The following is a 13,766-nucleotide window of genomic DNA, read 5'->3' on the forward strand; positions in this document are numbered from 1 at the left end:
AATTAGGCTATGATGGTAGGTTGTTTACGACAACTATTGGCAATTTGTTATTCAGAGTAAAATGCAAAGATCCGTAATGATTTAAAAATCAAAACAATTATTATAAAATGCGAGCGTGTGAATATACACGCTCGCATTTTGTACTTATAGATACTGTTTTGTCTAATAAAATTGTTAAATTGTATGAGTTTTATATACAATAATTTAATCTATCTCAAATCATAGTAATCTTATGAAATATAAATTATTGGGGCTTATGCTCTTAATAACCATCCAATATCAAATTTATTCACAAGATCTGGTAAAAGAAGCAGAGTCTAAAATAGAAATCCTAAAAGATCTTATCAAAGAGGCAGAAGTCAAGAATATCGATGTATTAAAAGAAAAAACAACGATTACTACTGCAGAAACTTTTTTAAAGTATGCTCTTTGGGATGAGAACAACAAAAAAATTAACGAAGAACTTTTTTCTAAAGTTAACATCTATAAAAAAACTGCTAGTAAAATGGCAGAGGCTTTGCCAAGATTTGAGAGAAAAGATGTTATAAAAATTTTAGATAATTCCATCAAAGAATTAAACGCTGTAGTCAACGGAAAAGAATTTAGACAAAAACAGGTTAATGTTGATTGGACGGAAGCAAAGTTAGACGGAGATCAAATATCATATAAAGATAGCCCCGTTTTCTTATCAGATTATACATGGAAACCGAACGACGAAACTTTAAATGAGTATTACGGACACCAAGATGGTTTTTACATTTCTCCTAATTATTTAGATGAAGAAGGAATGGTAAAAGAGCGAGTGATGGAAACTTTAATGAATAAACCGACGGGAACTTTGGGATTCATTTTCTTCAATCATAAAAAAGTACCCGATTGGACTGAAGAAAAGTACGGAAAAGGTTTTTTAATGAGAGAAGATACGTTTACGGCTTACGACATAGATCATCCAGGTGCTAGAAAGATGCAGAAGAATTTGTTGGCGGAGGTGGTGCCATATATGGCTGGTAAAAAATATTCGGAATTAGGTTATATGCTGTGCAACGAGCCTCATTTTTACACCGAAAAAACTGGCGATAAAATTTCTTGGGCTTCTGGTCCAGTCTCTAAATATACCCATCAAAAATTCAAAATTTGGTTACAAGAGAAGCATAAAAATATAGGGAATTTAAATAGTTTGTGGGAAACCACATTCACAGATTTCAACGAGGTAACAATTGAAATACCCATAGATACTAGTCTGAGAGGTACTCCTATTTGGTATGATTGGTGTTTGTTTAACATGGAAAGAGTTACGGATTGGTATCAATATTTAAAACACAGAATTAGAAAAGACGATATAGACGCTAATGTACATCTAAAAATAATGCCTTCCTTATGGACAAATAATTTAAGATCTCACGGTATAGATTTAGAGGCTTTAACAAATATGAGTGGTATTATAGGGAACGATGCGGGAGCAGAACATATAAGAATTTACGGAAAGCCCCATCGATGGGAAAAGAGTTACATTTTTGATTGGAGAGAAATGTGTATGGGATTTGATTTTATGAAGTCTGTAAGTCCCAATAAGATAACTTATAATACAGAATCACATTATTTGTCTTCGGTAAAATCTAAAGATTTATATCTAAACCCAATGTATGCAAGAGCAAGCTTTTGGTTGGCACATACATATGGTACTACAGCTAGTCAAATTTGGTATTGGCCAAGAAATTCTGATGGATCTGTTTCTATGGAAAGAGCAGGAAAACACTACGCAGGTAGCAACAACCAGCAACCAGCAGTTACTAACGAAGTTGCACATACAATGATTGATTTGAATGCCAATGCTAAAGAAATTATGGCTATGCAAAGACAAAAAAAATCAATAAGACTATTTTATTCTAAAACATCGGCAATTAACAAAGAAAAGCATATGGATGATGTTTTTGATTTGTATGAAAAATTGAATTTTAACGGAGTGCCACTAGGTTTTGTAACGGAAGACATTTTAAAAAATCAATCTAAGGATCAATGGAGCGTGGTATTAGTAAGAAAAACTCCATTTGTAACAAAAGAAGAAATGAATGCCTTACAGGGTTATTTAAATAACGGAGGTACTGTTGTTTTGGATGATGTTAGTTTAAAGTTTAACGAATATGGTAAAGCTAACGAGCTTACACTGACTGCAGGAAGTGGGAGAATTGTGAAAGCAGATACTTTAGAAACTTTTGAGACGAAGGCTTTTGCTGTTTTGGATTTAAAAGATGAATTGCCAGCCATTTCTATCAATGAAACTAACGTGATAGGAACCAAAGGTTGTATTTGGAGAGTGGTAAGAAACAAAATGAATAATTATGTTCTTTCTGTCGTAAACGTTGGTAAGTCCGATGCTTCTTTAAACATTAAGTTGAAAGATTCTCCAATGATTAATTGTAAAGACATTATAACAGGAGTAACTAAACGTGCCACTCCAGTGCTAAAACCATACGAAACTTATTTTGTAGAAGTTACCCAGTAATTACTTAAGTACATAAACATGAAGCATTTATTTTACTAGCTTTTTGAGCGTTTGATCTATCTGTTTAGATATATTTCACAAAATTAATTTTAATGAACGAACACTTCTCTCTAAATTGCTTCCCCTTGCTTAGATTTTAAAACGATTTTCGTATAAAAAAGCATTTAAAAGCTAACACCTTTCTTAACTTTTAAGTGCTTTTTTCTTTATCAATTGAGTTACACGATTGAGCAATATATAGGCATTAGAAAAATATTTTGATGTTCTTAATTACCAAACCAGATAAAATATAGGATGTCAGAACTCTAGTGATTTCTTATTCTTATCGAGTTGATGAAAGCTATAGATATGGCTAATTTTCTGTTGTGTTTTAAGTATTAAAAGGTATTTTTTATTTAATTATTTGTTTTAAAAAAATAGAATAATTTTTAAAAGTTTAAGTTTTTAAATTTTTTGGTGTGAATAATGTAAAACCCACATTAAACCTTTTGGTTGTTTTGTTTGTCTAAGAAAATGAACCTGAAAAGTAAAAGAATCAATATTTAATTTTAAAGTAAAATATTGATTGATAGATAAAACATTTTTATTGACGAACGATACTTTAATAATGAAAAAAAAACTACTTATGATGTTTGTATTGCTGGCTCTAGCTAGCAATATATGGTCTCAAGAAAAACCCAACGTGGTTATTATTTATTTAGACGATTTGGGGTTTGGAGACTTGGGGGCCAATGGACCAACAGGTTTAAAAGTTCCTAAGGATTCTAAATATTTGGACACCAATATAAAAACCTTGACCCCTAATTTAGATAAATTGGCTGCTCAAAGTGTGCGATTTACCAATGGTCACTCTTCAGATGGTGTATGTTCACCCTCAAGATACTCGTTAGTAACAGGACACTATTCTTGGAGAACATCCTTAAAAAAAGGAGTTGTTGGTGGCTACGGGTCTACATTTATGGACAAAGATAGATTTACCGTAGGAACTCTATTTAAGAAGTTAGGCTACAAAACATCCATGGTAGGTAAATGGCATATTGGAATGACATTTTATAACGAAAATGGAAGTCCCTATAGTTCTAAAAGAAGAAATAATACCCAAGTCTTAGAAAAAAATCTGATTGATTTTTCTCACGAAGTCAAAGACACTCCTGCGCACAGAGGTTTCGATTATTGGTATGGAACTCCGTCTTCTTTGGACATGCCACCCTATGCATGGTTAGAATCCGATACCATTACAAAAAAAGTACATGTTCTATACCAAGGAGGTATCGTAGAAAATGACCAAGTAGATTTTTCAAAAGCAAGAATAGCAAGGAATAGCGATTTTGTAAATTTTAAAAAGAATGATGGAGTCCACGCAAGAGGCGGAGCAAAAGACCCAACATTTAAACACGAAGATTATCTGCAAATTCAATCTCAAAAAGTACGAGATTTGATAAAGTCATATCAAAAAAACAAAGATTCATTTCTGATGTACATTCCTATGCCGGCTCCTCACGAACCGCATGCAATTCAGCCTAAATTTGAAGGTAGTGCAGGTTTTAAATATGGAGATTACGTTGTACAGACGGATTATTATGTAGGAGAAATTATCAATGCACTGGGAGATCCTAAAGACCCTACAAGTTTGGCTTACAATACGGTAGTTTTTGTCACTAGTGATAATGGTCCCGAAGTAGGAGCGTATTTTAGAGGTCTAAAATATAATCACGATGCAAATGGACCGTGGGCAGGAGTCAAACGAGACAATTATGAAGGAGGGACAAGAGTACCTTTTATGATTAGATGGCCCAAGCTGGTAAAACCAAAGGTAACGAATCATTTAACATTACAAGGGGATATCATCGCCACGATGGCAGAATACTTACATTATGATTTGAAAAAAAATGAGGCACCTGACTCTGAAAGTTTTCTTCCAGTTTTAATAGGGGATTCCTTACCTCAAAAACAGAGATTAGGAATTGTAGAGCATTCCAGCATGGGGCAGTTTGCTTTTGTAGAGAATACAGGCGAGTGGAAATTAATAGATGGAACTGGTGGAGGTGGAAATGCCACTACGGCAGATGCAAAAAATAATAGAATTCTAAAAGTTGGAGAATTAAGAGGCAAGCCTAGACAACTGTTCAATTTACTAAACGATCCTGGAGAGTATGATAATTTGTTGGTAGATGATCCCAATAATCCAAACGATAATAACGACCCGACTAAGGAAGCGTTGCAAAAAGAACAGGAATTATATAAGGCTTTAAACATCATTCGTGGAGACAAAGAATATGGTGATGAAATGGGCAGCCGATAGCATCTGAAAAATCGAAGTTTTTAACACATCATCAAGTTCTTAGTAGATTAATATAAAAAACGCACCAAACTTAAAACTAAGGTCCAATTCAATGAAGAAATACTATAAAATTCCACCAATATTAATCTTCCTGAGCTTGTTGTTTTTCTTTACAGGGGATTGCAAAGCAAACTTTGGGAACAACAAAAAACCTAATATTCTTTTTTGTATTGCTGATGATGCTTCTATGAAAAGTTTTGGTGCTTATGGAGATACATTTATCAATACACCCGCAATTGACAAATTAGCCAAAGAGGGATTAACTTTTGAGAACGCTTATAATTGTAATCCCAAATGTGCACCAGCTAGAGCTTGTATTGTTACAGGCATGTATAGTTGGCAACTAGGGGCAGCAGCAAATCATTGGCCTGTATTTCCAAGTGAGTTTAAGTTTTACCCACATTTGTTAATGGAAAAAGGCTATAAAGTAGGTTTGACAGGTAAAGGCTGGGGGCCCGGTAAATATACAGGAGAGCATAATCCTGCAGGACCATTGTACAATGACATCAAACTAAAACCACCACATAAAGGAATTAGCAATGTAGATTACGCAGCAAATTTTGAGAAATTTTTATCAGAAAAAATAGATAATAAGCCCTTTTGTTTTTGGTTAGGAACCAAAGAGCCTCATCGTTTTTACGAGTTAAATTCTTGGAAAAAGGAAGGTAAAAAATTAGCGAACGTTATAGTGCCTCCTTTTTATCCCGACAATGTTACCGTAAGAGGAGATATTTTAGATTATGCTGTGGAGGTAGAATGGTTTGATACTCACGTAGGGAAGGCTATAAAGTCATTAGGAAGCAGAGGATTATTGAAGAACACGCTGGTAATCATTAGTTCAGACCATGGAATGCCTTTTCCAAGAGTAAAAGGACAGATATACGAAGAGGGTTTTCACGTACCTCTAATTGCTTATTGGAAAGGAAAAATACAAGCAGGTAGAACGGTTGAAGATTTTGTTAGTTTTCCTGATTTAGCTCCTACTTTTATGGAGATAGCTGGATACAAACCTCACAAACAAATGACAGGGAAGAGTTTTAAAGATATATTGCTCTCCAATAAATCAGGACAAATAGATGCTTCCAGAGACCATACACTTTTAGGAAAAGAGAGACACGATGTGGGGAGATCTAGTCAAGAGGGAGTTAATTTGTCTTACCCTGTAAGGGCTATTCGCAATCAAAAATTTCTATACGTTTACAATATTAAACCTGACAGATGGCCTACGGGAAATCCAGAATTTGGATTTAAAAACGTAGACAACTCCCCAACTAAAACGTTTTTAATGAACATCAAACCCAATACTAGCGATTATCGTTTTTACGCGCTCAGTTTTGGAAAAAGAGCAGAAGAAGAATTGTACGATATAAAAAAGGATCCCCACTGTTTACATAACTTGGCTAGCAATCCTATTTATAGGGAAACATGCAAGCAACTAAAAAATCAAATGGAAAGAGAGTTGATTGCGCAGGGAGACCCAAGAACTTTAGGAAAAGGAGATGTTTTTGATAAATATCCGTATACGGGTAAACAGTTTGATTATATTACAGGAAAAAGCTTGGACCATAAGAAAGGTAGGTCTATAAAACACTAGACATTAATTAGTTGTTTATCTATTTTACAAGATAAAAAGGGAAATCCATTGATTAAAAATTGAGTATTTATTATTGAAATAGCAATCATAAAATTTAATTTTAGAACATCAGAGATTATGAAAATCAGAAAAATAATACAGAAGAAAAAAAGATGGCTAACTTATACATTAATTGTATTTGCTCTGTCTGTTTCTGCACAACATGTAAAGCCTAATATTGTTGTTCTAATGGCAGATGATATTGGTTTGGGTGATTTGAGCTTTTATCAAAAAGAAAGAGGAGTCAAAAAGCTAACGGTTGAAACTCCAAACATTGATAAATTAATCAATCAAGGAATGCGATTTTCAGATGCACATTCTCCAGCTTCTTTATGTGCACCTACACGATTTTCTATGTTAACAGGCAATTACTCTTACAGAAATTCCAAACCTTTTGGTGTTTGGACACCCGAAGCTAATGCACTGATAGACAAAAATGGTTATACGACCAGCGGTCGTATAGCTCAAAATGGAGGATACGCTACCTCTTTTTTCGGGAAGTGGGGCTTAGGAGGTTCTTGGGTAAGGGAAGAAAAAAAAGAGGATGATTTTTTAAATGGAGGGGCACTCAGTTACGGATTTGATTACGCCCTTGAGTTGCCAGAAGGAATACAAAATAAACCATATGCATTTTATGAAAATAGAAAATGGATGAAGCTCAAAGAAGATTCTGTTTTAAAAGAATTAGATGCGAATCAAACAGGATATGCGAGATCAAAAAAGCACAAAGATAGACGTGGTCTTGGAGATTCTAATTGGGATCCAAAAGCTGTTGGTCACATATTGGCTCATAAAGCTGTAGACTATATTGAAAGCTATAATAAAACTAGTCCTTTTTTTATGTATTACTGTAGTCAAGCCGTACACATTCCACATGAACCACCAACAAAATTTGACAATACGAAAGTAGCTGGGACTACAGCTGGAACTCATGGAGATATGATTTATGAATTGGATTTGCAAGTAGGTTTGTTAATAGATGCTTTAAAGAAAAAAGGAATTTACAACAATACCTTGTTTATTTTTACTTCGGATAATGGTGGTTTGTCATTCGATAAGAATATGAAAAAAGCGGGACACGATACGAGTCATGGTTTGCGAGGGAGCAAAGGATCTATATATGAAGGTGGTCATAGAGTTCCGTTTATTGCAGTATGGCCTAATAAAATAAAACCGAATACAGTATCTAACAACCCCATAGTTGGGCATGACGTGGTGGCAACTATAGCTGCGCTATCTCAACAAGAATTAGATAAAAATAAAGTCTTAGATTCTGCAAATCTACTCCCAACACTCACAGGAGAATCAAATATCAAAGTACATAAACACTTATTACATCAATCAGCAAATGGACCTAGCTATGCTTTAAGAGAAGGAAATTGGAAGCTGATAGTCAAATCCGACGTTAAAGGCAAAGCAAATAAGTTGGGAAATATTACAGCTACAGCACTATACAACTTAAAAGATAATTTGTCTGAAAAAGAGTCTGAAAATTTGATTGATGATCAAAGATATGTTGATAAAATTTTAGACATGAAAGTCAAATATATAAACTACAGAACTACTTTAAAAAGTACAGTGTACTAGATAGTAGAAAACTGAATGGTCAAACTTTGTAGATGCGATGATGTTTACGTAATAAGACTGATTTTTAACTCTATAAAGACAACAAAATTATTTAAATACATATAATATTATTTGATATTAAATTAATTTGCAAAACATATATTTTGAGAAACTCTTCTAGTATGATAAGGTTATTGGTGGGTGTATTACTTACAACTTGTACGTTAAGCGCACAACAAATACAAAAAAGAAACAAGCACAATCATGTAATGGTGGTAGAACGAGAACGTCCATCTGAATGGAGCAATCTAGTAACTGGAGGTAGGTTTATGGATTTGTTTTTACCGATGCCAAATCTCAATGGAATGACTCCAAAAGCTTGGGGTGCTCCTGGTGTGGTGCCTAGAGATATTAATAATGGAATTGAAGATGCAAATTGGTCTTACTGGGGGGGAAACACTAAATTATTACAGGATGGTTTATATCATATGTTTGTAGCTCGTTGGCCAGAAAGCGCAGAGGGAGGGCATATGGCATGGCCGTTGTCTGAAGTGATACATGCAACATCAAAAAATTTATTTGGACCTTATAAATACTTGGCAAAAGTGGGGCCTGGACACAATCCAGAATGGTTTATCACCAAAAAGGGCAAGTTTGTTATTTACGTTATAGAGGGTGGATATATTGCAGATAATGTCAACGGTCCTTGGAGGAAAATAAAATTTAAGTACAATAATAGAGACAGAATTGCTAAAAAAGTAGCCCGTAATTATTTGCATAACAACACGTTTGCTCAAAGAAAAGACGGATCATTTATCATGGTAAACAGACACGGTTATGTTTGGTTTAGTAAAGATGGAATAAGTGAGTGGGGAAGAGTTTCCACAGATAAAATATATCCAGATGTGCCAGGAAAGTACGAAGATCCAGTTATTTGGAAAGATCACGTGCAGTACCATTTAACGGTAAATGATTGGTTGGGTAGAATTGCGTGGCACTCACGTTCAAAGAATGGTGTAAAATGGAAAGTAGATTCAGGTGAGGCATACATGCCAGGAATCACTAAATATAAAAATGGAGAGGAAGAGAAATGGCACAAGTACGAAAGACCTAAAGTTGTTCAAGATAAATATGGTAGAGCGCTTGCGATGAACCTAGCTGTGCTAGATACTTTAAAGTATAATGATTTACCTAACGATAATCATAGCTCTAAGTTAATTGTAGTTCCTTTAAATAAAGGATGTTTACTGGAAGTGTTGACTCAGAATAAGCCAATGTCAAGTTCTGATGAGTTTAAAGTTAAGATTAAAGCAGAAGAAGGATTTGATCCTTTGAAAGATATGGACTTTGCTTCTCTAAAATTTGGAGCTCCAGAAAATGTTGATTTTGGTAAAGGAGGCGAGTTAATTACCACCAAAAAGAGTGGAGACGATTTAATACTTGTTTTTAAGACCAATGAAAAAGAGTTTGAAGCTCATAACTTTACAGGAAAATTAATAGGTAAAAACAAACGAGGAGAACTGTTGTTCGGTTATGCAAGATTGCCATGGGTGAATTACAAGGAGCAAATCTTATCTTCAAGATTGCCCCAATTAACCACAATAGAAAAAGGAACGATAATTGAAGTAGAGGTTCAGAACTTTGGAGAGGTCATCTCAAAGAAATCAACAATTAATTTAACCTTGGGTACTAAAAACAGAAAATTTTTAAGTTTGTCCTCCGTTATAAAAATATTAGAACCTTTTGAAAAAACAGTGATTCAGTTCAAAACTGAGCAGGTATTTGACGCTCAAGAAAGCATGCTGAGCAAAACTGTAATTACTAGTGAAGGTTTACCGGATGTTGTGTTCGAAAAAAAATAAAAATCCAAAAAAAATATAAATAGACATCATGAGAAATTTTAAAAAATTAGCGGTTTTATTCATACTGAGTACCATAGTTGCTTTGGGGCAAGATGTAAAAAAAACAAAAATACTATTGGTTGGAGATAGCACCACTATAGGCAATATGCCAAGGGAAGTGAATCCAGAAGGGCCCCATTTAGAACAGATGATAGAGCAGTTAGCTTTGGTAGAAGGTTTGCCTGAATTAGAAGTTGTTAATGCTGGAAAAGGAGGAGAAACTGCTCAAAGATTACTAGGGAGTAAACACTATGAAGATAAGATAGCACACGTTAAAGATGTAGATTATATATTTTTAAGAATGGGAATTAATGACTGGTTTAAGTGTAAGAATCTTAAAGAAGAGTTTCCTGTGCAAATGAAAGCGCTCATCAAGCAGTTACAAAAAGATCATTCTAAAGCTACTTTATATTTGGCCACCATTACGAGTTTTATGGATCCAGAAAAATGTATACAAGTAAATGATTTGATATATCAAATAGCCAAAGATATTGACACACAAGTCTTGGATATATTCACTCCTTATAACGATTATTTAATTGCTAATGGTAGACATAGCTTAAACGTACGTCAATGCTACATCGATAAAATTCCAGAAAAATATCATGCCTGGTTAAAACCACATATATACTTTAGAAAAGGTTGGGGTAACAAACCAGACGGTTATGTGGTTAAAGTAAATGATATGTCTTTAGATCCAATTTTTGGACATATTAAGGAATGGTATTACGATCGTCATCCAAACTCAACAGGATACAATTTAATAGCATACGAAACAGTTCAATTTTTAAAAGAAAAAACACCTCTTGCAGAAAAAAAATAAAATAGGTGTTCTGTTTCAATTAGTGAGTATATAGAGAATTTACTAATTTCACTGCTCATTTTAAACCTTATCCATTTCAACCAATCTCATCATTGGCTTCAAAGACTTTAATATTAAAGAATGAAAATTAAATTCACCCATTTTTATAGCTTGGTCATCTGTGTTACACTAGCTTTATTAAATGCTAATAAAACGCTAGCACTAAATTATCAACCTAAAACAGATAATTTTTCTGTTAAGCAGTCCACCATCAGAAACACTATCGTGGCAAACGTTAGAGGAAAAGAGGTTCTTTACGTTTCTAGCTTAAGTGATGGTGTTGGTTGCTATTCTTTAGAGGGTAAAAATATATGGAATGCTAGTATAGACAAAGCAGCAGTAATTTTCGAGATTCAAGCATCAGATATCAATGGTGATGGGAATGATGATTTGCTAGCAGCATCAGGTAACGGAACTATTTATTGTTGGTCTAGTAAGGGAGAGTTGCTGTGGGAATACACCCCTAAACACAAGGTGCGATTTTCTGAAATTGCGGTAGTAGAAGTGAATCAAAAAACAAGAATATTTGCAGGAGGAAATGATTATCTTTTACATGAGATTGATGCGAGTGGTTCTCTAGTTTCTACCACAGAAATTAAAGGAGTAGTAAGAAAAATAGAAACGGGAAAGTTTACCAATAAAAGTAAAGATGAATTATTCCTAATGACTTACAATCACGATAAGTTTAGGTGGGAGTTTATGGGGTTCTTAGATGCTGAAACCAAACAAGTAATTAAATCTGTAAACCAAAAGGCAGCTTCGCTCAAAGAAATAAGCAAAGCCATGATTACGGATATATCTATTCACGACATAAACAACGATGGTTTATCCGATATTTTATTTTTTGGAGACATTTCTTTCAACCCAATATTTACAGCAGTTGACGGAAGTTTTAACGTGATTTCTCGTTTCAAAGCTCATAGAAAAGACTCTCAAAGATACGCACACTCAAAAGGAACTTGTTTGTTGCCTATAAGAGATGAAGTTATGTTGCAGTTTGGTGGAATTATGTACCGATTGGATTTAAATGGTAATTTGATAGAAAAGAACGGAGAAAAATACAACAGTTCAGTCTACAGTAGTTTTGCATTAGCACCAAAGTCACGTCAATTAGTAGCGGGAGGTGAAGTAGACGGAGGAAACGGAGTTTATTTTTACGATGTTGATAAAAGCAGTTGGTTGTTTAGCAAGCAAAAACTAGAAGGAACGATGGCTGCTGTAGAAGAGAATTTAGATTTGCTGTATGAGCAGATATTGGAGTTTAAAATGCCGAGCTATCAAAAAAAATCTACAGACGAGTGGGTTATAGTTTCTAGTAAAGAGGCAGATAGCAAAGTAACAAGATTAAACGGAAATGACATTCAGTTTGTCATTCAAAAGTCACCCAAAGAAAGTACAGATAGAAAACCGATGGTGAAAATGATGGGTGAGATTGCGCTTAAGCAAGACAAGAGAGGTAAATACATAGATTCTAGAGAAGATATTGTAAACATGGCAAAATCTTACGAAAAGGAAGGACAGCCGTTTACTTTTTGGGCAGGTCATGGTAACGATCCTTTTTACATTCAGATAGAAACTTTAGAGCAGATACTAAAAGTAGCTCCAAACACTTGTAGAGGATTCGTATATGCAGAAATGGATAATGTTGAAGATCCTAGAGTTATTCACTTCGTAAAAGAATATATTCCACGATTGGCAAAAGCCATAAGAGTTCACAACAAAGCCAAATTATACTTTAGATACAAAAATACATTTTGGGCATTAACTAATAAAATGCCACTATGGAAAGAACTGTTCTTCTCAAAAAAATATAATGATTTCTTAGTACCAGCTTCTGAAGATACAAGTAGCAGAACTCAAGACGTTAATCTGGCAGGTAGAGTAGGGATGTTTATGGGAGATTATATAGATGATTTTGCAATGAGATTGGTGGATGATAACCCAACGAGCTGGAGACCATTGTCTCCAGGAGGTCAACGTTCAGTGTCACCATATCTAAGACAAGGGGTACTAATGGCTGCCTATGGAGCTAAGCACGGAGTAATTTTCGACAACCATTTTACCAAAGATCCAGGAATAAATATTCTTTTTGGATTGATGAAATCTGGGGTATTGCCTATTGTAAAAAAAGAAGATATTTTGTCTGTTGGCTCATGGCACTTGATAAAAGATATTGATCCACATTTAATACATTCCATAGATAATCATCATTCTTTAAAACAGTACAAAAAGCAAGATGAGGATGCCATGTTTTCAGTAACTCAAATGCATTGGGCCGGAACTAGTATTCCGGATAACGATTATTCAAAAATAGCACTGGGTGCCCAGTACAGGTGGCTGAATTATATGCCAGAAATGCCTCATGGTATGGTTCCTATAGCCCCTTATTCGTTTAAAGATGTACTTGAAAAAAAAGATATCCCTTTTAGTGTAAGTAATGGTACCAAAGCTTTTGACAACGGAAAGCTAATTTCTGCTGCGGATTATATTCCTACATTCAAAAAGATGGTAAAAAAGGGAGAGGAGAACATACCAATTGTAGTTCGAGGAGCTTCTTGGAGTGCGGTAAGAATAGACAATAGCCACGTGCGTATCATATTGATAGATCCTGGTTATATTGAACCCAAGGATAGGGAGGTAGTAATTACGTTAAATGGTAAAAAACCAAACAAAGCTGTAGATATCTTATCAAAAAAAGAAATAGAAATTAAAGGTAACACCATCAATACAGATGTTTTAGCGGGATCTTTAAAGTTTATAGACCTGACTTATTAGCTTTATGTTCATGGTATTAAATTTCATCACAATCTATGCGAGTAGTAAAATAGTTTTGAAAAATATCCACGGAACTAAAAAATGAAACTAATGATTCATAACCTATTAAAAAATCAACTTATAGTAATAAGTTTGAGTTCGTAAAATATCATTAAAATAAACTAGTTTAAAATTTAATTAACAGA

The 13,766-nt window shown here is 34.3% G+C and carries 7 protein-coding genes; all 7 read left to right on the top strand.

Annotation, left to right across the window (positions count from 1 at the left end; translation table 11 throughout):
• Positions 1-232: 232 nt before the first annotated feature.
• The 7 genes from ACXGQW_RS10290 to ACXGQW_RS10320 all read left to right on the top strand — a co-directional run bounded on the left by ACXGQW_RS10290 (position 233) and on the right by ACXGQW_RS10320 (position 13,581).
• Positions 233-2,503 (top strand): beta-galactosidase, encoded by a 2,271-nt coding sequence (locus ACXGQW_RS10290; protein ID WP_457822581.1) that lies wholly within the window; start codon positions 233-235, stop codon positions 2,501-2,503.
• A 607-nt stretch (positions 2,504-3,110) separates the two neighbouring features.
• A complete protein-coding gene (locus tag ACXGQW_RS10295; protein ID WP_457822583.1) occupies positions 3,111-4,805 on the top strand; it encodes a sulfatase-like hydrolase/transferase in 1,695 nt (564 codons plus the stop codon).
• 91 nt (positions 4,806-4,896) lie between these two features.
• Positions 4,897-6,438 carry a sulfatase family protein gene (locus ACXGQW_RS10300; protein ID WP_457822585.1) on the top strand — a complete coding sequence of 514 codons (1,542 nt, stop codon included), beginning with the start codon at positions 4,897-4,899 and terminating at the stop codon, positions 6,436-6,438.
• A gap of 117 nt (positions 6,439-6,555) precedes the next feature.
• The gene (locus ACXGQW_RS10305; protein ID WP_457822587.1) at positions 6,556-8,064 is read left to right on the top strand and encodes a sulfatase family protein; all 1,509 of its coding nucleotides are present in this window, start codon (positions 6,556-6,558) and stop codon (positions 8,062-8,064) included.
• A gap of 161 nt (positions 8,065-8,225) precedes the next feature.
• Positions 8,226-9,905 carry a glycoside hydrolase family protein gene (locus ACXGQW_RS10310; protein WP_457822589.1) on the top strand — a complete coding sequence of 560 codons (1,680 nt, stop codon included), beginning with the start codon at positions 8,226-8,228 and terminating at the stop codon, positions 9,903-9,905.
• A 28-nt stretch (positions 9,906-9,933) separates the two neighbouring features.
• A complete protein-coding gene (locus tag ACXGQW_RS10315) occupies positions 9,934-10,767 on the top strand; it encodes an SGNH/GDSL hydrolase family protein (protein ID WP_457822591.1) in 834 nt (277 codons plus the stop codon).
• A 120-nt stretch (positions 10,768-10,887) separates the two neighbouring features.
• A complete protein-coding gene (locus ACXGQW_RS10320) occupies positions 10,888-13,581 on the top strand; it encodes a hypothetical protein (RefSeq protein ID WP_457822593.1) in 2,694 nt (897 codons plus the stop codon).
• Positions 13,582-13,766 lie beyond the last annotated feature (185 nt).

The organism is Wenyingzhuangia sp. IMCC45533 (assembly GCF_054111225.1).